General features: G+C 30.7%; 20 protein-coding genes. 17 read left to right on the forward strand and 3 right to left on the reverse strand.

Annotated features, from left to right (window positions below; all coding sequences use genetic code 11):
* Positions 1-179: 179 nt before the first annotated feature.
* The 12 genes from CELLY_RS11145 to CELLY_RS11200 all read left to right on the forward strand — a co-directional run bounded on the left by CELLY_RS11145 (position 180) and on the right by CELLY_RS11200 (position 8,919).
* Complete coding sequence (locus CELLY_RS11145) at positions 180-626, forward strand: hypothetical protein (protein WP_148228901.1); 447 nt, start codon at positions 180-182, stop codon at positions 624-626.
* A 311-nt stretch (positions 627-937) separates the two neighbouring features.
* Positions 938-1,429, forward strand: a complete 492-nt coding sequence (locus CELLY_RS11150; RefSeq protein ID WP_013621785.1) for a hypothetical protein — start codon at positions 938-940, stop codon at positions 1,427-1,429.
* A 55-nt stretch (positions 1,430-1,484) separates the two neighbouring features.
* The gene (locus CELLY_RS11155; protein ID WP_013621786.1) at positions 1,485-2,429 is read left to right on the forward strand and encodes a hypothetical protein; all 945 of its coding nucleotides are present in this window, start codon (positions 1,485-1,487) and stop codon (positions 2,427-2,429) included.
* A gap of 396 nt (positions 2,430-2,825) precedes the next feature.
* Entirely contained in the window at positions 2,826-3,389 is a 564-nt protein-coding gene (locus tag CELLY_RS11160; RefSeq protein ID WP_013621787.1) for a Crp/Fnr family transcriptional regulator, read from the forward strand.
* 166 nt (positions 3,390-3,555) lie between these two features.
* Positions 3,556-3,945, forward strand: coding sequence for a RidA family protein (locus CELLY_RS11165; RefSeq protein WP_042257426.1), 390 nt, complete (start codon positions 3,556-3,558; stop codon positions 3,943-3,945).
* A 203-nt stretch (positions 3,946-4,148) separates the two neighbouring features.
* Positions 4,149-5,180 (forward strand): OmpA family protein, encoded by a 1,032-nt coding sequence (locus CELLY_RS11170; protein ID WP_013621789.1) that lies wholly within the window; start codon positions 4,149-4,151, stop codon positions 5,178-5,180.
* Between the two features lie 193 nt (positions 5,181-5,373).
* Complete coding sequence (locus CELLY_RS11175; RefSeq protein WP_013621790.1) at positions 5,374-5,778, forward strand: MerC domain-containing protein; 405 nt, start codon at positions 5,374-5,376, stop codon at positions 5,776-5,778.
* A complete protein-coding gene (folE, locus tag CELLY_RS11180) occupies positions 5,771-6,433 on the forward strand; it encodes a GTP cyclohydrolase I FolE (protein ID WP_013621791.1) in 663 nt (220 codons plus the stop codon). Before CELLY_RS11175 ends, folE begins: the two co-directional genes overlap by 8 nt.
* Before the next feature lie 103 nt (positions 6,434-6,536).
* The gene (locus CELLY_RS11185) at positions 6,537-6,887 is read left to right on the forward strand and encodes a hypothetical protein (protein WP_013621792.1); all 351 of its coding nucleotides are present in this window, start codon (positions 6,537-6,539) and stop codon (positions 6,885-6,887) included.
* 331 nt (positions 6,888-7,218) lie between these two features.
* Entirely contained in the window at positions 7,219-7,788 is a 570-nt protein-coding gene (locus tag CELLY_RS11190; RefSeq protein ID WP_013621793.1) for a hypothetical protein, read from the forward strand.
* Between the two features lie 7 nt (positions 7,789-7,795).
* Entirely contained in the window at positions 7,796-8,422 is a 627-nt protein-coding gene (locus CELLY_RS11195) for a hypothetical protein (RefSeq protein ID WP_013621794.1), read from the forward strand.
* Between the two features lie 26 nt (positions 8,423-8,448).
* Positions 8,449-8,919 (forward strand): hypothetical protein, encoded by a 471-nt coding sequence (locus tag CELLY_RS11200; RefSeq protein WP_013621795.1) that lies wholly within the window; start codon positions 8,449-8,451, stop codon positions 8,917-8,919.
* Between the two features lie 84 nt (positions 8,920-9,003).
* Here CELLY_RS11200 and CELLY_RS11205 read toward each other — a convergent pair whose 3' ends face one another.
* Both CELLY_RS11205 and CELLY_RS11210 read right to left on the reverse strand, forming a co-directional pair.
* Complete coding sequence (locus CELLY_RS11205) at positions 9,004-10,371, reverse strand: hypothetical protein (RefSeq protein WP_013621796.1); 1,368 nt, start codon at positions 10,369-10,371, stop codon at positions 9,004-9,006.
* 20 nt (positions 10,372-10,391) lie between these two features.
* The gene (locus CELLY_RS11210) at positions 10,392-12,818 is read right to left on the reverse strand and encodes a TonB-dependent receptor (protein WP_013621797.1); all 2,427 of its coding nucleotides are present in this window, start codon (positions 12,816-12,818) and stop codon (positions 10,392-10,394) included.
* A 124-nt stretch (positions 12,819-12,942) separates the two neighbouring features.
* Between CELLY_RS11210 and CELLY_RS16740 the strand changes: the two genes are divergently transcribed.
* On the forward strand, positions 12,943-13,923 hold the full coding sequence (locus CELLY_RS16740; RefSeq protein WP_013621798.1) for a helix-turn-helix domain-containing protein: 981 nt from the start codon (positions 12,943-12,945) through the stop codon (positions 13,921-13,923).
* Positions 13,924-13,926: 3 nt separating this feature from the next.
* Here CELLY_RS16740 and CELLY_RS11220 read toward each other — a convergent pair whose 3' ends face one another.
* A complete protein-coding gene (locus tag CELLY_RS11220) occupies positions 13,927-14,286 on the reverse strand; it encodes a hypothetical protein (RefSeq protein WP_013621799.1) in 360 nt (119 codons plus the stop codon).
* A 219-nt stretch (positions 14,287-14,505) separates the two neighbouring features.
* Here CELLY_RS11220 and CELLY_RS11225 point away from each other — a divergent pair, with 219 nt between their 5' ends.
* The 4 genes from CELLY_RS11225 to CELLY_RS11240 all read left to right on the forward strand — a co-directional run bounded on the left by CELLY_RS11225 (position 14,506) and on the right by CELLY_RS11240 (position 19,741).
* Positions 14,506-15,981 (forward strand): ankyrin repeat domain-containing protein, encoded by a 1,476-nt coding sequence (locus CELLY_RS11225; RefSeq protein WP_013621800.1) that lies wholly within the window; start codon positions 14,506-14,508, stop codon positions 15,979-15,981.
* Positions 15,982-15,987: 6 nt separating this feature from the next.
* Positions 15,988-16,473 carry a DUF2271 domain-containing protein gene (locus CELLY_RS11230; protein ID WP_013621801.1) on the forward strand — a complete coding sequence of 162 codons (486 nt, stop codon included), beginning with the start codon at positions 15,988-15,990 and terminating at the stop codon, positions 16,471-16,473.
* 7 nt (positions 16,474-16,480) lie between these two features.
* Positions 16,481-18,682: a PepSY domain-containing protein gene (locus tag CELLY_RS11235; protein WP_013621802.1), complete on the forward strand. Its 2,202-nt coding sequence runs from the start codon at positions 16,481-16,483 to the stop codon at positions 18,680-18,682.
* 210 nt (positions 18,683-18,892) lie between these two features.
* Positions 18,893-19,741: a hypothetical protein gene (locus tag CELLY_RS11240; protein WP_013621803.1), complete on the forward strand. Its 849-nt coding sequence runs from the start codon at positions 18,893-18,895 to the stop codon at positions 19,739-19,741.
* The last annotated feature ends 182 nt before the right edge of the window (positions 19,742-19,923 follow it).

Genomic DNA, 19,923 nt, shown 5'->3' on the forward strand with positions numbered 1-19,923 from the left:
AAGTCCGCCAAATTTTTTATTTGGCTTTTGAAAAGAGAAAAATTAAAAACAAAATATAATCCCGAGGCTTCGGGACGGCTCTGTGTTAACCCGAAAAGTTAGCGTCTTTTTATACGCAACTAATTAAGAAAATTGAATCTTATAGAAAAGAAACTTTGATGAAAAAAATTATATTACTTGTGATAATAGGACTTTCAATTTTTGCTTGTGCAGATGACAATGAATGTTGTGTAAACGTTGATATTGGAATTGATATAAAATACTTAAATGCGGAAGGCGATAACTTATTTGAAATAGATAATGGTTATAACGAAACGAGCATTACCATTTACCATAAGATAAACGGAGAATGGAACAAATATTATAAAAGTAATTTAGACTCCCCAAAAGGAATTAAGGTTGTTAAAGGAGAAAACGGAAAAGTTTTAAATATTTCACCAAGTACAACGTTGGACGCAAACAACCTCTCAGAAACTAAAATTGAATTTTCTGACTCTGATTTCGATATTATAAAAACAGAAATTGACAAAAACAGTTCTAATACAATTGTAACAAAAGTATGGTATAATGGAAATTTAAAATGGGAAGCTAATAATAGCGAAAGAATGTTTGAAATAATTAAATAAAAACAGTTTACAGCTATGCGTATAATTCATTGCTAGTATACGCCTACTTACAAATCCCGAAGCTTTTAGACTAGCAGACTTTTTATTCTGTTTTTATTTTCTAAATTAGGTGCTTAAGCCACGCACTAACTATATACAAATACATTATACATCATTTAAGCACAACATTAAAAATTAGAATTATTATTTGATGGAAGAAAAGTTAGTGATGAGTATAGCAGAAAAGTGGAGTGTTAATCCAACAAAACTATTGGAACGGACATACATAAAAAATGAGTTAGGATTGGTAGGGAAATAAATACTACAGCTAAATGAAACAGTACAGTTTAAATGAAAAGATAATAGTACTTAAGGCAAAAAAAAGCCCACTCTTTATTAGAGTTGTTATGTTCTTTTTTGCTTTTACATCATTTCTTATACCATTAGTAGCTACTATTATGTCAATTGCAATTGGAAAAGGATTACAGATAGGGTACTTTATTGGTTTATTCTTATTTGGACTTATAGGGTTTAGACTTTTAAAAATAGCTCTTTGGAATACTTATGGTAAAGAGACTATAATCTGGAATTCATCAACATTAAAATACGAAGCAAATTTTGGATGGTTTAAGGATCAAACAAAAACTATAAAATTAAATAATATAGATTTTTTTATAAATAAAATAGGATACGCAGAAGAAAAAATAGGAACATTGGTTATAGGGGATGAAAATAAAAAAATAGAATCAGCTATTAAAATACCAACAGTTCAGATTGAGGAATTGATAGTGAAATTAAAAGAGATAGAACAAACTGGTGTATAACAATAATTAAGGCAAATTAGTTTATTATGCAAGCAATGATTATTCAAAAAAACGGATGAAAAAACAAACATTCCTTCTCCTTTTTATTATTCTAATGTTACAAAGTTATATTGTAAAATCTCAGCAAGCATTTGTAACTCCCTCAAGTTATATAGATAGTATTTTTAGTGCTGTAGAAAATAATGATTTTGAAAAATTTAGAAGACAGTTTGATTCTAGTGAATTAAAAAGGATTAACCACTTGAAGAAAACACAAAAGGGAAGTAAAATGCTTGAGAATTTTATTCTTTATGTAAATAATCAAGAAAAGATAATAGCAAAGAATTATAAGGATATAAGCGATACTATAAAAAAGTATAATCTAAAACTTGATAATCAATATTATAATACATTTAAATATTATATAAAACCAAATGCAAATAATGAACCAGATGAGAGAACAGCTAACGTAAGTTTTAATTTCTTAAAAGATTCTTTATTGATTACCATTTCTCCCTATTACTATAAATTGAATAGATATAATAACCAGTGGGTTTCTAAAAATAAACTAGAATTAGAAAATTATAAACTAAGTAAAATTTCTTCTCAAAAAACATACTTTATTAATGAGTTAAATGAAGACTTTTATACTTATGGCGTCAAAATTTTTAATATAATTAAGAATAAAGATTTCAAAAAATTAAGTAAAGAATACCCTCAGGAAAAAGAATATGATTTATTAGATGCTCCAATGAGGTCTGCAAGAGAACTTTCTAATTATTTACGGGAAAATAAGGCTAAATTAAATAAGGGTTTTTATAAGTTAGAAATTTTAGAGTCAATTATACCTGAAAAAACACAGGTTAGATGGTACAAAAAACAATACAGATATGAGGCTAATATGGAGATAAGGTTATTTGTGAAAACTAGTAAAGGAGATAGGTATTTAAATATAATTTGTTTGCCTACAAAAAATAGGATAATGCTTTATAACATAGATACAGATCTAGATTTACCTTAATCATAATTAAGTACAAGAGTAACAAATGGAATTTACACAAAAAAATATACAATACCAATAGTACTTATTTTTTGGATTTTATATGTTTTACAAACCTGAAATTTGTTTTTTAATTCTTGGTTCTTTACTTATACTAATAGGAATTAAATCTTGGGCTGTTATAATGGGTATTAAAAAAACGGAATTGAATGCATAGGTAAAGCCCTATTCTATGGCGCTGATAAAGAGGGGATGTAGAATACTTGCAATTGAATTTAAAACTAGAAATGGACAACAGGTAAAGAAAAAAGCCATACAGTTATGCATCAACCAATTTAAGTAAAATTAAATATTACAAAGACAAAATTAAAGTGCCTGTACCTGTCTTGTATAATAAAAATAATCACCTCAATTTTGATGGAAGAAAAGTTAAGAGATCATATTCAAAATTTAATACCTCTTACAGATGATGAGTTTTCATTTATTCTATCGCATTTTTCATTTGAAAAATATAAAAAAAATGATTTTCTTATTCAAGTAGAAGATAATGTAAAGTATTGTTATTTTGTTGTTTCGGGACTTTTAAAATTAGTTTACGATGACACAAATGGGAAACAGCATATTGTTTCATTTGCAATGGAAGACTGGTGGGAAAGTGACTTTTCAGCTTATTTTACACAAACTAAAGCTAAAATGTCATTACAGTGTATTGAGGACACTATGGTATTTTCTTTAAGCTTTAAAAATTATCAAAAACTATTATCTCAATTACCCAAAATGGAGCGTTTTTTTCTCCAAAAATCTAACGCAGGATACATTTCTTCACAAAATAGAATTTTATCTTTTTTAACTTCAAATGCTCAGCAAAGGTATAAACAGTTACTTAAACAATATCCTCAACTATTTCAGCGAGTTCCCAAAACTCTTTTAGCTTCATATTTAGGTGTTTCACGTGAGACACTTAGTCGGCTTTCTTCTTAATGTATTTAGTCTCTTTAAAATTGTGATGTTTATCACGCTCTAACAGTACTCTAGTTTAGAAGTTTGTAGTGTACAAAATAAAACTACAATTATGAGAAATAAAATAGTAGCAATTATATTATTAATTACTGTTTCTGCATTAGCACAAAATAAAAAAGAAGAAAAAATGGAAAAAAGAATAATTAATCCTTGGAAATGGCAGAACGAAAGAAGTTATGCACAAGCAATTGAAGTAAGAAAACCAGAAGGAACTTTGTATGTTTCTGGGCAAACAGCAATAGATGCTGATGGAAAATCTAGCACTGCAGATATGCAAACTCAATTACTTAAATCTATAGAAAATTTAGAAAAAGTGATAACGGAAGCCGGTTATGAATGTAAAAATATTGTGAGATTAAACATTTATACAACTTCATCTGAAGAGCTTTTTACCTGTTTTGATATTTTCCAGAATTGGATTAAGAAACATAACATAAAGCAAGCAAGTACACTATTAGAAGTTAAAAGTCTTTTTGAAACTTTAAAAATAGAATTAGAAGTTACCGTGGTAAAATAATATTGGATTAAGGTACTAAAATCATAAAAAAACAAATAGCTGACAATGTGTAAAGGTAATAGCTAGTTTACGCCTATTTATGAACTCCGTAGTATATGTATTTATCTATTTTTTATGTACTATTTATTTGCTAATTTGGTACGGAAATATATAAACACTTTAAAACTAATTCTATAATAATAAAAACCATTAAATATTTTCCAATGAAAAATATATCTATACTTGCAAGTCTTTTAGTTGCCTTAGCTTTTATTTCATGTAAAAATGATAAAAAAACAGAGAAAAATGAACTACAGGAACCAGTTAAAAAAGAAGAGGCTGTTACAAAAAAGGATGTACAAACAGATAAACCAGATAATACTAATGTAAAAGAATTTTTATGGGATAATATACCTGAATCTACCCTAGATATTGGTGCGTACCCTTACATTACACCACCAAAAGGGATGATTGTAGACAAAGATGGATCTGAATCTTTTGAATTTGATAAGCTTGAGTTTTTTGATGGTAATACGTTTTTTGTACTAGACGGTAGAGTAGAGCGTATGCAAATAAAAATGGAAGGCGATAAAGAATGGCAACAATATTTATTTGATAAAAGTGTCTCTGAATATTTAAAATCTATTGGAGCAAATTTAATTTTTGAAGGACAAATTCCGTCAGAGTTAACTCAAAAATGGGGCGACAGTCCAAATGCTATTTACAAACATATGCACGAGTTTTATGGAGCAGATGTGGTAAACCATCCTGTTAGTTTTTATGTGCTTAAAACCGCAGATAAAAAAATAGCTTTTCAAGTATCCTCTAACTCCAAAACCATTTCAGTTGTAGAAAATAAAGCGTTTGTACAAACAATACAAAAAGTTACTGCAGAGGATATTTTAAAAGAAATTACAGATAAAGGTATTGCTACATTACATATTAATTTTGATACTGGTAAATCTAGAATTAAGGCAGATTCTTATGAAGTAATTAGTGAAATATCTAAAATGATGAAATCTAATCCAGAACTAAAAATTAGTATTGAAGGGCACACAGATAATGTAGGTGACGCTTCTTCTAACCTAAAACTATCTAAAAACAGAGCACAAGCCGTACTAATGGCTATTGTAGAAGAAGGTATTAATGAGACCCGTTTAAAAAGTGAAGGATTTGGACAAACAAAACCTTTAGATGATAATACTACAGAAGAGGGTAAAGCACAAAATAGAAGAGTAGAGCTAAGAAAAATATAGTATATGTAAAGTAGCCTTTTATAGCAATTTGTAATAAGTTTTGTTAAAGGGTTATTTATAAGGAAACAGAGCCTCTGAATTTTTTATTCAGAGGCTATTGTTTTTTAATATCCTATAAATTTATTACAACTTTGTTGCATTAATAAAATACATCCTTATATTTGCAACCTTGTTGCATTAAATATAGTTTATTTTGAAATTAACGTTAAACAGGCCAGATACTTTTGGTGCACTTGCCAGTGCCTTATGCTTAGTTCATTGCTTTGCTACACCTTTTATTTTTATAGTACATAGTTGTGCTGCTGGTGGCTGTGTAACTAGTCCGGTATGGTGGCGTAGCTTAGATTATATTTTTTTAATTATTTCATTTTTAGCGGTATTGCAATCTGCAAAAAATACCTCTAAAAATTTTATGAAACCTTTACTTTGGGCAAGCTGGTTTAGCCTGTTTTTTTTAATTGTAAACGAAAAAATACAGTTACTTTCTTTACCAGAAACCGTAACTTATATTATAGCTATTGTACTTGCTGCATTGCATATTTATAACTTAAAATATTGCCAGTGTAAAACCAATAATTGTTGTAGTAATAATGGATAAAAATAATATAGAAACAGTAGGAGATAACCATATAGCTACAAGTGTAGATACTCCTTTGCGTAAAAATGCTTTTCTAAAGTCTGATGATGAAAAGATAAGCGCTATTCAGCATCACTTTAAAAAAATAATGGAAGAGTTAGGTTTAGATATTACAGACGATAGCTTATCTGGTACGCCATATAGAGTTGCAAAAATGTATGTTAAAGAACTTTTTTATGGTTTAGATCCTAAAAACAAGCCAAAATTATCTGTTTTTGAAAACAAGTATGCTTACAATAAAATGTTGGTAGAGCAAAACATTACTATAGACTCCTCTTGTGAGCATCATTTTTTACCAATAACGGGTTTTGCACACATTGCATATGTGCCAAAAGATAAGGTTATTGGGTTATCTAAAATAAATAGGTTGGTAGATTATTATGCGCACAGACCACAGGTACAAGAGCGTTTGTCTTTGCAAATATTAAAAGACCTTCAAAATACATTAGAGACACAAGATGTTATAGTTATGGTAACAGCAAAACACTTATGTGTATCATCTAGAGGCATAAAAGACAAAAATAGCTTTACCACTACAATAGAATACGGTGGTTGTTTTACCAATGAGCAAACCAGAAACGACTTTTTAAAAATAATAGAGAAAACAACGGTATAATTTTAAAAATAAAAACAGTAATCTAAACCTTCACAATTGTATGTGTTTTTTATTTGTTACATTGGTATACTAATAATAACAACCAACCAAACAAATTTTAAATATGAAAAATACAAGCCACTCACTATTAGTTATTCTTTTCTTTCTTATAATTGTTTCTTGTGATAAGAAAATAACGTTTGAGCAGCAAATTAGTCAAGATGTTTATCAAAAAATAGCGAGTGGGTATTGTGAAGAAGATAAAATACCAAAAGACGCAGTAATTAAAAACTTTAAGATAGGAGAAATTACGCCTATTGGAGATACAGGTATGATTGATGTTGCTTTGGAGTTTGATATTACTGATGCAGATGGTAATGAAGAGCACATTACAGAAGCAATGCTTTATTTAGATAAAGGAAAGGATAAAAAAATGCTTGCTATTTTTTGTGAGTACGATTATAGAAAGCAGTAATACAATACCTAAACTTATAGGGCATACTCTATTTTATAAAAATTACATATTAACAGCAATTTTTATGTTTACCAAAATTGCTGTTTAGTATACCATACATAAACCAGTTTTGCTTATCAACTGTAATAAATACTGCTATTTATTATTTTGGTATAAATTTTTTCTCTAAACATAGTTTTAAATACTAAAAGTTTACAATAGTACCTCTACAGCATCAAATATATACCAAACCCGGTCATATATATATTCATACAACTATAACTCCTTAATTATCTGTACGTTTACTTTGTGTAAAAAAAGTAATTAATAACAGTACAAAATATAATTATAGATGAGAAGGGGATTAATGGTATTATTTTTTTTAACTCTAACCTTGTTTTCTTGCAAAGACAAGGAGATAGGTACAGAAGAGGGAATTGTAAACATTGAAAAAATTTTAGAAGAGAATTTTGATGATGATTTTGAAGTGTATCAATTGTCATTAAACGCATCTACTTTAAAAAGTAACCTAGATAATATAACAAGAGTATATAAGGTTAAGGACATTTTTTTTCAGGACAAGTTTGTTTATAATGGTTTTACAGATCCCGTAAAAAGTCCGTTTGCAAATTTATTTAAACAAAATAAGCCTTTTAAAGTAGGAGATGCTAATGTATCTATTATTCCTACTAAATATAAAGAGGCTATAGCGCTTTTAAAAGAAAAAGGATTGTTTAAAGAAAAATCAGACTACATACTTAACGATTGGGTTTTTGAAGCAGATAAAAATGGAGATATTTTTTCTGAATTTGATTTGCAATATGAAGTAGGGGCTAATAAAGTTGGTAAAGTTATCACAATAATTTATGATGAGTATAGCTTTAAAGTAGATAAGAATAATGCATTAAGTTTAATAAAGTAGTAGTAAAATGAGTAAAGTAATAAAAAGTTTATGCTGTGTGTTGCTTCTAGTTTTATCTAGTTGTGGAAAAGGAGCTAGTGGTACTATAGTATTAAGTACAAAAGAAGGAGTTTCAGAAATAAAAAAAATAGTAGAAGACCAATTTGGGTTAGACAAAGATGCTTACTCTTTAACTATTTCTAACAAAAGTTTAAACTCTATAGAGGTAGAGCAGGTAACTGTTATGCTAGCAGAAAAAGGTAAATCTTCTATGTGGTTTTATTCTACGTTAATGAACAAACTTTTTAAGCCAGAATCTGGAGTAAAAGAGACTGATAATACAAAAGCCGTAAAATTAAAAGATTTTAATGTAGATAATATCCTAGCAAATTATAACAAGGCAATTGTTTTAATAGAAAAAGAAACAAAAGAATTTAATAACTACAGGTTAGAAGGTAGTTATAGTATGATTGTAGATCAAAAGACAGGAAAAATAAATGAGTCTTTTAATTTATTTGCTGATAAAATCTCTACCAAAGAAAACAGTTTTTACGGCAAACGAATAGAAGATAGCAATGTGTTTAAATTTTCATTTAAAACTGATGAAAATGGTGCACTTGTAGCTACAGAAGGATTAAACGTATTTGAAAAATAAATAATAACCAACTAAATAAAATTAGAATGAAAATAGAATTGTACAAAGCAGTAGATCATCCTACAATTGAAGACGTAGAAAAAGTATTAAAAGAAAAATTAGGAGATAAGTACGAGTATAAATTGAAGAAAAAAGCAAGCTTAGCTGGTGCTATGGTTGGCGGAGCGGCTCAAGATCAAATTACCGTAATTAAAAATGCTTACCACAGAACGGTTGTTGGTTTACAAACAACATCTAGCTCATCACCATCTGTACCTAAGTACACAACTATAAACTTTTCTGAAGCTACATTAGCTGGCTGGTTAGGTTTTTTAAATAACCAAGTAGGCTTTATTGGCAGAATTGTAATACGCTTAATATATGGTAGTGATTCTGAAATTTATGATGAAGTAAGAAACACTATTAAAGACAACATGAATATAGAAATAGAAGTGCATGAAGCAGGTTTAGGTGCATTATTTAAAAAGAAGAAAAAGGAAGAAACTGTAGAAGCATAGATGCTTACTTAAAACAAAAAAAAGTCCCTTATCTAAATTTTAGATAAGGGACTTTTTGCTTGCACAAAGTCTTTTTTTTAAGACTTAGAAAGCACCAATAAAGTGGCTACCAGTTGTGTTAACTAGTTCTGCACCTTTTGTAACTTGGCCAGTTACAGTGTTTATAACGTATATGTTTCCGTTTTTACCAACAGGAGCTTGTGTTACGTAAATATCATCACCATCTACAACAAAACCTTGGTACTGAAATAATTCAAAATCTACTTCGTAAGGAATGTCATTTATAGTTGTTGCTGTTTTTGCATTTAAATCAACCAATGCAAAAAAGCTTTCGCCTCTACCAGAAATACCTTCTGCAGAACCATTATGGCGGTAAGCAACAACAGCTTTACCATTAGCAGCTGGTCTCCAAGCTAAAATATAAGCACCTTCTACACCTAAAGCATCATCTAAATTAAAATCATACGAATTATCATATTCATTATCTGCATCAATTTTTAAGATATGAGAACCATTAGGATCACTTTGGTTAGCTTGGTATACGCTACCATTGTATAAAAATGCATTAATACTACGGTAACCGTTTGTATTGCCATTACCGGCAGTAGAAGTAATTACGGTTGGGTTTAATAAAGATGGGTAGTCTAATACAATTGTTTTAGAACCTAAAATTTCATAATCACTGTCAGACTCTGCAGTAGCAGGGTCTACTTTACTTAAACGTGCGCCAATGTATAATTTATCTCCAGCAGCATTTAAAGTAGGCATATCTATTCTAGAAATGTAATAACCTTGCGCTTCTTCTTCTGCAGATAAAGAAATGCTTTGCTCTTCAAAGTTTTTAATAGAAGAGTTTTCTAAATCTAAAGTAACTACACCCATAGTAGCTTCAGTGCGTAAATATGTATCATCTGTAGCATCATCAGGTGTACCATTATCATCAAACTGGTGTTCTGTAGAAACATAAACAGCAGTACCTGTTTGGTCACCATCAAATAATTTTATCCATCTTGGAGCAGTACCAACATAAGGAGCAATACTAACTTCTGTACCTGTTTTGGTAAAATTTTGTCCGCCTTCTACAGTGTATTTTGTATAATTACCACCAGTATCACCAGCATAACTAATATTAAACATTGTACTACCATCTTCAGATGATTGTAACCTTGCAGTTCTGTTAGATGGCACAATAAATCCGTTATCAAAAGGAGCAATAGATACCGTTGGGTCTTTGGCATCTTCACTAGATAAAGAGTAAATTAAAGTACCACCATTACCATCTCCAGGATTGTCTCCCATTTTAGCTGCTGCAACAGTTATCCATCTGCCAGCAATTGGCTCTTCAGTATCTGTTGGTGCATCTCCGCTATCATCACTACTACAAGAAGCCAATAACCCTAATGTAGCAAAGGCTACAGCAAAAGATTTAATATGTATTAAATTACGTTTCATTTTATATAATGTTTAAAAAATTAAAATTTATTTATGGTATAATTAAGTTTAAAGTAAAAGGCTCTACCTGGTTTTTGTACCGATAAGTTGTCGTACACAGGCTCATCAAAAATGTTTTTAATATCAAAACTTGCAATCAGTTTTTTATTAGGAAAAACATAGCTAAGTCCAAAATCTTGTACCAATTGTGTAGGTACTTTAAAAAACTCGTCTCCTACAGTATTTTTACCTTGTGGTGGTAGGTAAGAGAACTCATCTGTAAAGTACATTGTATAAAAAAGGTTTAACCTAGATTTTTGTTGTATTACATTTTTAAAAGCGTAACGCACATTACCATTCATAGTAAAAAACGGAGTGTTAGGTACAGCTATGTCTATACCATTACTTTCTATATTTAGTTTAAACGTAGAGGCATTAAAATTTAGGTTAAAGTTGTTGTTAAACGTATAATTTAATTGTGCGTCTATACCTTTAGATGTTCCGCTTCCTTGGTTTACGTATACAATTAGTTCATCATCAATATTTAAAGATGTTTCTATAGGTAAGCCAATACGGTCTTTTATGTTTCTAGAAAACAAATTGGTAGCTACAGTAAAATTGTGTTTTTTAACCTGAAAAGAACCAAACCTAAACCCTAAATTGTAATTGTTACTTTGCTCTGGATTAATACTTGTGTTAGCAACTACATTGTCTCCATCATCACCAAAAACCTCTGTTTCATTAGGTAATCTTATGGCTTTTTCTGCAGATGCTAATACGGTAATAGTAGGTGTTATGGTGTAAGATGTAGCAAAACCATAACCAGTGTGCTCTACATCACTAACAGTAATTTCATCTACAACAGTAGCATTACCATTACTATCTTCTTGTATCTCTGGATCTATATTTTCTGTTTTTTGCTGATATAGTTTACCAAACACATTTGCTTTTAACTTGTTATTTACGGCAGACAGCTCATAACTTAAAGAGTATATGTTTTTATGTAAATTTCTTGTGCCTTTAAATGTGTTTTCTAAAACAGACCTTAGCTCGTCACTATCTTCTCTATCAATTCCACTATAAATATGATTGGCAACTATTTTGTTATTCTTATTAATAGCGTAAGATATACCTGTTCTAATAGAAGAAACATCTCTTTTAATTTTAGCTAAAGTTGGTCCGCCTTCTTGCTGAGATCTCCAAGTATATTGGTATTCATCTCCTCTAAAATCAATTGCTCTATCTCCGTTCCAACTATAGGCCCAAGAAACAGTGTCATTAACAGTACGGTTTCTTTTACCATAAACACCGTTTATTGTAACATCTAATCCTTTGGTAAAAAGATCATTTTTTTTGTAAATAAAATTAGCCAGTAATGCATTAGACTCTAAAAACCTGTCTTTATATGGCGTAATTGTCATAAAAGCACCATGCTGTACCTCTTTATAATCATCAGATCCGGTAACACCAACCAAAAACTGATCTGCCCATTTTACATTTGTAAATCCAATTTGTGCCATACCACCAGTAGAGCGGTAAGCATCATTAAACCTACGAGCTGTTATAGGGGTTTGTACACCACCTAAACCAGTAACAACTACACTTCTTCCAGATACTTTATAGTCGTTATCTGAGTAATTGTGAAAAAGAGAAGTTTTTACAGTAAAACCACTATTGTTAGACCTGTACAAACCATTAACACTAGCTTGTAAGGTGTTAAAAGACCCGTAAGATACAGATGCATTTAAATTAGTTTTAGCATTATCTTTTAGTACAACATTAATTGCACCACCCAAGGCATCATCTGCCAAATGGCCAGGGACAACACCTTTGTATACTTCTATATTTTTTATCATAGAAGGTGGTATGCTATTTAAGTTAAATGAAGAACCATACATAGAACTAGGAATACCGTCTATAAAAATACGTACAGCACTACCAGATAATCCGTTTAGACTATAGCTAACGTCTGACCCTAAACCACCATTTTGTCTTATTTTTACACCAACAGTAGTGTTAAGTAGCTCATTTGTTTGTATGTTTCTAATACTTGCTTCTTCAGTTTTTACTACGTTTACAGCAAAACCTTGAGTTTCTATTTGGGTTTCTTTTGTTTTACCGTTTAGTAACACCTCATTTAGCTCATTGTCTTCATTATAGCTAAGTGTATGTTTAATTTTTGTGTTTTTTTTAGATACCTTAACCGAAATATATTCAATGTCTTTACCGTAGTATTTTATTGCAATTTTATGAGTTCCGTAACCAAGGTTGTTTAGTGTAAAGCATCCCTTGCTGTTTGTATAAGAGTGCTGAATTGGTTTTTCTGTAAAAACAGATGCTTCTGCAACCGGTATACCATTTTTAAAATAAATAACTCCAGATATAGTACCTGTTTCAATTTCTTCAGATGCTTGTGAAAAAACCGGAAAAGTTAATAACAGGCTTAAAACTGATACTATTTTTAACATAGAATTAAATTATTTTTTATATTTATTAAGACTTAGTCTAAATTAATTTAGATTTGCAAATCTAAGTTTAGGACAACTGAAACAACTAACGTAAAAGGAAGTTTTAACAACGTATTAAGAAATAATGAGTGTAGAGTTAAAAAGCTTTTCTTCTTTTATTAATTTTAATTGTAGCACTGTAATGGCTACCCAAGATAAAATTAGTTTAAAGGGGACCAACATAGTAAGTAATGTACACAACCAAGTAGATGAAGAGGTCTTAGTGTGTAATAGTACTATAGTTGTAGCTAATAAAAACACAGTAACAGAAATAGGGTTTAATGTAGATGTTACTAGTGATGTTAGATTTGTAAAGTTGCATTTTTCATTGCGAGGTAATTATTTACACTCTTGTACCAATACAACCAATTTTAAGGTAAATGTGCCAGAAGGGTGTTGTAATATGTTTTTTGTGCCAGTTTTACCAACAGTAGAAACGTATACAGGTAGGCACCATAAAACTTTAGAGGTATATATTACACCGCAAGAATTGGCAAAAATTGTAGGTGCTGAATTTGGGACAGATTTAAAACAGTTTTTTTCTAAAATTACCGCCCTAGAGCCAGCAGCTTATTATAAAAAAAGTAAACAAATACCTTTAAAATTTAAAAACCAGATTAACGAAATTTTACAGTGTAAATACACTGGTAGTTTAAAAGACAATTATTTAAAAAGCAGGCTTATAGTTTTACTAATAGATTTTTTAATGAAAACAGTAAAACCTGTGGCAGAAGAGGCAATTATAGCTGAGCAAGATTATTTAGCACTGGTAAAAGTAGAGGCGTATTGTAACCAAAACTTAAAGAAAAAACTAACCATTAATCATTTATCGCTTATCGCTGGCTTTAATACAACAAAGTTAAAACGCGACTTTAAAAAGGTATATAAAACCACCATTTTTAAACACATAACCCAACTAAGAATGCAAAAAGCAAAAGAGCTTATACAGGAAAAAGGCTTGTCTATTGCTGAGGTTTCTTATGAAGTTGGCTACTCTAACCCACAGCATTTTACGGCAGCTTTTAAAAAAACAATTGGCTACTTACCAAGTAAACTAATTAAATAACCACTAATTCACCAATTCCTGTTCTTCTTTTAATCTAAAGCAACGTTCTTCTCCTAAGTAATTAGGATCTCCGTGTTTTTCAGACCAAAAGCCGTCTAAAATATCTTTGCTAATACATTTGTATACCACAACACCCTTGTACGTAGCATTATCTTCGCCTTTATAATTAAAATTAATTACTAAAATATTGTCTTTAAAAAAGCCTGTACCTAATTGGTATTGTTCATTACCTATTAACCATTTTGCTTTTATACGCTTATTTGTATCTAAAGCTAAAACTAACGTGCCTTTGTAAGTTGTTTTTTCGGCATTTTGGTTGTTTCCCATAATAGCATAGGTGCCAGGCAAGTCTTCAATGTGCATAGGTATAGTAATTTAATTTTGTAGTAGCTGTTGGTTGCATACAAATGTAAACACTTAAAAGTTATAGTGTACTTAACTGCTGTAATCTTCCTTGTAAAATTGTTAAATAAAAAATCTATTTTTAATCATTCTAAATAAAAATAGTTCTTATATTTGCGCTTTATCAATACTAAGTCTAAATAAACAAATAAGCTTTATTTATTATAAATACACTTTATTATGAAAAAAATAACAACACTTGTTTTACTACTGTTTGTAGGTACTATTGCCGCACAAGACGCAAATGTTTTTTGGTCTCGTGGTTTTTTTAAGCCAAATACTACAGTTAAAGATATACAAGCAAAAGAAGCTGCAGGTAACAGTGCAACGGCATTAAGCTCTAATAATTTTGATGCTACTACAAATGCTATTTTAGCAAATGCATCTACAGAGGTTGTAGACTACTTGTTAAGTTTAAAAGGTAATGATGTAAATAAGGTTACCCATGACGGACGTACTTACCTTTTTTGGGCAGCTATGAAGGGTAATTTACCATTAATGAAAAAGCTAATTAAGCTAGGTGCAAAAACAGATGTTGTAGATGATAAAGGAAGTTCTGTATTACTTTTTGCTGCTGGTGGCGGACAAACTAATCCAGAATTATACGATTTGTTATTGGCAAACGGTGCTAAAATAACAGAAACTACGCCTAAAGGTGCCAACGCTATTTTAAAATTAGTTGGTGGTGCTAAAGACCTTAAAGATTTAAACTACTTTTTAGAAAAAGGGTTAGACTTAAACCACACAGATAAGGATGGACACAATGCTGTAGATTATGCAGCACGTTCTGGTAACCAAACAATTATAGCACAGTTGGTTAAAAAAGGAGTTGCTTATAAAGATACTAATGCAGATGGTAGCAATGCTATTTTAGTAGCGTCAGAAGGTGGTAGAGGTCCTGGTAATAGCTTAGCGTTTTTTAAGTATTTAGAAGGTTTAGGTATAAACCCAAATGTTACAGATAATAATGGTGTTACACCAATACATAATTTGGCTAGCAGAAATAAAGACAATGCTATTTTTAATTACTTTATAAACAAAGGTGTTACTACAACAAAAGCAGATGCTAAAGGAAATACTCCGTTAATGAATGCTGCTGGGCGTAACAGTTTAGAGGTTGTAAAGTTTTTTGAGGTTAAAAATTTAGATGCTAAAAATAAAGATGGCAAAACAGCATTAACTAATGCGGTAGCATATAATAGTGCAGATGTTGTTACTTATTTAATAAACAAAGGAGCTGCTATTGATGTGGTAGATACAAAAGGAAACAATTTGGCATACTACTTGGTTAACTCTTACTCTAAAAGAAATAAAAAAGCGTTTACAGAAAAATGGAACTTGTTAACTGCTAAAGGTTTAAATATGACACACGTACAAGAGGGTAAAAACAATATTTTACACTTGGCTGTAGCTAAAAATAATAAAGACTTATTAGCTAAAATAGCACCATTAAGTATTGATGTAAATGCTAAAAATGCAAACGGATTAACACCTTTACATTTGGCTGCTATGACAACTAATAATGTAGACTTAATTAAGTATTTAATTAGTGTTGGAGCTAAAAAAGACGCTGTAACAGAGTTTGAAGAAACGGTTTATGACTTAGCTTCTGAAAACGAACTTTTGAATAAAAATAAAATTGAATTTTTAAAATAATAGAAAATGAAATTTAAAGTAGTAATTATAGCAATAGTAGGTTTGTTTACTATGGCAGCTTTTACAACGGCTCCTAAAACTAGCCAATACAAATGTATGATTCAGTTAAAAAATTATGAGGGTGAAGGTGCTTACGTTGTGGTATCTTTATTAGATGCTGAAGGTAAATACGTAGAGACATTAAATGTTTTGGGTGATGACCCAGAGTGGTACCATGATTTAACCAAATGGTACAACTTTTTTGAAAATAAGAAACCAAGTATAGATGCCATAACAGGTGCTACAATTAGTGGTGGTGAACGTGCTATAAAAGTTATTAAAATTGATGACGATAAAATAGACAGTGGTTATAAAATTAGGTTTGAAACTGCTGTAGAAGATCAAAAATATGTTGAGGACGATGTAACTTTTGAGCTTACTTCTGCAAGCGTAAATAGCAAAGTAGATGGTACTGGTTACATTCGTTACATACGTATGTTACCACAGAAATAATTAATTTATGACATTATCAGTATGGAGATACAGCCACCTTGTGTTGGCTGTATCTTCTTCTATTTTTATTTTATTGGCAGCCGTAACAGGTTCTGTTTTAGCGTTAGAGCCAATTAGCAATCGTATACAGCCATACACTACAGGCGATTTAGACCAAATTACTGTTGCAGAATTTACACATACACTACAGCAAAAGTATGCAGAGGTTATTTCTGTAGAAATAGATAAAAATAGCTGGGTTACAGCATCTGTTATTACCAAAGATGGTACAGATAAAATAATATACATAGACCCTAAAACAGGAGATAGTTTAGGTACACCTAAAGAAACTAGCCCTGTGTTTAAATTTGCAACTACCTTACACCGTTCCTTATTTTTAAAAGGCATTGGTAGGTTTTTTGTAGGCTTGTCTTCATTATTACTTTGTTTAATAAGTATTAGCGGTATTTTTTTAATCTTAAAAAAGCAAGGTGGTGTTAAAGGTTTTTTTAAACCAATAGTTAAAGAAAGCTTTAATCCGTATTACCATACGGTTTTTGGTAAATGGTTGCTTATTCCTATTTTAATAGTAACGCTAACAGGCGTGTATTTGTCTTTAGAACAGTTTTCTATAATACCGTCTGCAAAAATTGTACACCAAGAAGATACCTTGTTTGCAGAAGAACCAGTTATTCCTGTATCTGAGTTTAAGGTTTTTAAAAATATAAAATTATCAGAAGTTCGTAAAATAGAGTACCCTTTTGCACCTTTTCCAGAGAGTTACTTTTTAGTGCAATTAACAAATAAAGAGTATTTAATAAACCAATTTAATGGAGATATAGTTAGTCAGGTTAACTATCCGTTTTATGTAATATTAACTTATTACAGTACACTTTTTCATACAGGGCAGGGGAGTATAGTATGGAGTATAGTTTTGTTATTAGCCTCTATTGGTATTTTATTTTTTATGTATTCTGGCTTTAGCATTACACTAAAACGCAGAAAATCTAGAATAAAAAACAAGTATAAAAAAGACAATTGCGATTATGTAATTCTTATTGGGTCTGAAAACGGAAACACCTTTTATTTTGCCAACGCATTATACTCAGAGTTACTACGTTTGGGTAAAAAAGCATATTTGGCAGAACTAAACAGCTACAAAAGCTATAAAAATATGCAGCATTTGGTGGTAATGACCTCTACTTATGGCACAGGAGAAGCACCAACAAATGCTAAAAAGTTTAAAGCACTTTTAAATACGCACCAACAAGGCGCAAAGTTTAACTACTCGGTTGTAGGTTTTGGATCATTAGCATACCCAGACTATTGCAAGTTTGCTTATGATGTAGATACTATGTTACAAGCGCACCCAAACAATAACCGTTTGGCAGATGTGTTTACCATAAACAACCAAAGTTTAGAATCTTTTAACCAGTGGTTGTTAGCGTGGAGCAAGCAAGAAAATTTAAACATAAGTTTACCAAAAGCTATTGGTAGTAAAAAGAAACGTAAAACCTATGCTTTTACTGTAACCAAACACACCAAGGCAGAAAATAATCCGGACGATACTTTTTGTATATACCTAAAACCAGTAGAAAAAGTAAAGTTTACCTCCGGAGATTTACTCTCTATTTTGGGCGAAAAAGACCAGAGAGAACGTTTGTACTCCATTGGTAAGTGGAATAAAAACGAGCTTGTTATAAGCGTTAAACGTCATCAAAAAGGCAGTGTGTCTAATAGGCTACAAAACCTTGCTGTGGGCAACAAAATAAGCTGTGGTATAGTAAAAAACAAAGCATTTCATTTGCCTAAAAAAGCAAAAGAAGCCCTGTTAATAGCAACTGGTACAGGTATTGGCCCTTATTTAGGGATGATACACCAAAACACTGCACACAAAAAATTACACCTGTATTGGGGTGGGCGTACAGCAGCATCTTTTGAGCTATACAAAAACCAATTAGAAACACAGCAACAAGCAGGTAACCTAACCTCTTTACATTTGGCATTGTCTAGAGAACAAGCCCAAAAAGTATACGTGCAAAACCTGTTAGCGGCAAATGGTAAAGAAGTTGCCCAACTTATAAAAAACAAAGGTTATATTTTAATTTGCGGCTCTATAGGTATGCAAAAAGAGGTTACTACGGTTTTAGATACCATTTGTAAAAACCACCTAAAAAAGCCACTGAGTTACTACCAAAACAAAGGTTATATTTTAATGGACTGCTACTAAAAACAAACTAAAACCCGTAACTGTATGTTATGGGTTTTTTTGTGCCATTTATACTCTTTTTTAACCCAATTACACATTTCCGTATTTGTACTACAAAAAATGTTTCTATATTGTAGGAAAAAGTAATTATTGTGTTTATACCACCAATATGGCAGAATAAACGCAATTAATTGCGGTTACTAACTAGTTGTAAAACATTAGAAAAAAACTATGCGAAATCTAATAAACGCTTTTCTTGACAGTTCAAAAGACCGGTTGAAAAATCCGTTTATTGGAGCATTTGTTTTTGCTTGGATTGGAATAAATTGGCGACCAATTATTACACTTTTGTTTTCTGAAAAGAGCATTGCTGAACGTATTCAAAAAATAGAAACTGATTATAGTTCATTATGGTTGACATTATTTTTACCGTTAATCATAGCAGTATTCTATATAGTGGTAATACCCTACATAATGTGGCTCTTTGACACTTTTTCAAATCTTGCTTTGAAAAATCGGAAAGAAAATTTATTTAAACATAGAATGCACGATATAGAAGGAAGAAAGAAAATGGCCATTGGCGAAAGCGAGATTGAAGAAATTAAATCGAACTATAGAGAAAAAGCGGATTTGAATAAAAAAATGGAGCAAATGGCTTTGACACTTGAAAAGAAAAACGAAATTATAGAAAACTTGCAAGTTAAAGTTGAGACACTTACAACAGACTACGATAATTTAAAGAAACTTTCGACTGATGCTACAAATTTGAGCTTCACTTTGGAGGAAGAGCAGAAACTAAATAAAGAATACTCTGAATTTAGAAATGAGGATTACTCTGAATATTTTGAAGAAGTTGGTGCCGAAGTAAGCCAAAACAATTCTGTTCCCGATAAAATCAATAAAATTATAATTGAAAAGTACATTTATGCTGGCATTATCAAAAAGATAGAAGACCGACAAGAACAAACATTAGATTATGTTTTTACAAGAAAGGGAAGATATTTTTGGAAGGAATATGTTAGTGGAATAAGAGTTAGTAAACCAACAACGATAAGTTCGGCTGATGATTTACCATTTTGAGAAATAACGTTTTACAACATCGTATAAAAACAATAGGGCAATTTTAGCAAAACTGAATGGTTTGGGTATATTTCGAGGTCGCCAAATTTTTAAATTTGGCTTGTAGCTCAACAGAATGATAACAGCGTATTTTCAGCCCTACTGTTCTTATACACAACCGTTCTAAAACATTAAAACAAATG

This window comes from Cellulophaga lytica DSM 7489 (genome assembly GCF_000190595.1).
Classification (GTDB): Bacteria; Bacteroidota; Bacteroidia; order Flavobacteriales; family Flavobacteriaceae; genus Cellulophaga; species Cellulophaga lytica.

Bases quoted from the DNA above. Each gene is read 5' to 3' on its own strand.
- CELLY_RS11150 (WP_013621785.1), top strand. From the start codon at position 938: ATGAAACAGTACAGTTTAAATGAAAAGATAATAGTACTTAAGGCAAAA.
- CELLY_RS11155 (WP_013621786.1), top strand. From the start codon at position 1,485: ATGAAAAAACAAACATTCCTTCTCCTTTTTATTATTCTAATGTTACAA.
- CELLY_RS11160 (WP_013621787.1), top strand. From the start codon at position 2,826: ATGGAAGAAAAGTTAAGAGATCATATTCAAAATTTAATACCTCTTACA.
- CELLY_RS11165 (WP_042257426.1), top strand. From the start codon at position 3,556: ATGGAAAAAAGAATAATTAATCCTTGGAAATGGCAGAACGAAAGAAGT.
- CELLY_RS11170 (WP_013621789.1), top strand. From the start codon at position 4,149: ATGAAAAATATATCTATACTTGCAAGTCTTTTAGTTGCCTTAGCTTTT.
- folE (WP_013621791.1), top strand. From the start codon at position 5,771: ATGGATAAAAATAATATAGAAACAGTAGGAGATAACCATATAGCTACA.
- CELLY_RS11185 (WP_013621792.1), top strand. From the start codon at position 6,537: ATGAAAAATACAAGCCACTCACTATTAGTTATTCTTTTCTTTCTTATA.
- CELLY_RS11190 (WP_013621793.1), top strand. From the start codon at position 7,219: ATGAGAAGGGGATTAATGGTATTATTTTTTTTAACTCTAACCTTGTTT.
- CELLY_RS11195 (WP_013621794.1), top strand. From the start codon at position 7,796: ATGAGTAAAGTAATAAAAAGTTTATGCTGTGTGTTGCTTCTAGTTTTA.
- CELLY_RS11200 (WP_013621795.1), top strand. From the start codon at position 8,449: ATGAAAATAGAATTGTACAAAGCAGTAGATCATCCTACAATTGAAGAC.
- CELLY_RS11205 (WP_013621796.1), bottom strand. From the start codon at position 10,371: ATGAAACGTAATTTAATACATATTAAATCTTTTGCTGTAGCCTTTGCT.
- CELLY_RS11210 (WP_013621797.1), bottom strand. From the start codon at position 12,818: ATGTTAAAAATAGTATCAGTTTTAAGCCTGTTATTAACTTTTCCGGTT.
- CELLY_RS16740 (WP_013621798.1), top strand. From the start codon at position 12,943: ATGAGTGTAGAGTTAAAAAGCTTTTCTTCTTTTATTAATTTTAATTGT.
- CELLY_RS11220 (WP_013621799.1), bottom strand. From the start codon at position 14,286: ATGCACATTGAAGACTTGCCTGGCACCTATGCTATTATGGGAAACAAC.
- CELLY_RS11225 (WP_013621800.1), top strand. From the start codon at position 14,506: ATGAAAAAAATAACAACACTTGTTTTACTACTGTTTGTAGGTACTATT.
- CELLY_RS11230 (WP_013621801.1), top strand. From the start codon at position 15,988: ATGAAATTTAAAGTAGTAATTATAGCAATAGTAGGTTTGTTTACTATG.
- CELLY_RS11235 (WP_013621802.1), top strand. From the start codon at position 16,481: ATGACATTATCAGTATGGAGATACAGCCACCTTGTGTTGGCTGTATCT.
- CELLY_RS11240 (WP_013621803.1), top strand. From the start codon at position 18,893: ATGCGAAATCTAATAAACGCTTTTCTTGACAGTTCAAAAGACCGGTTG.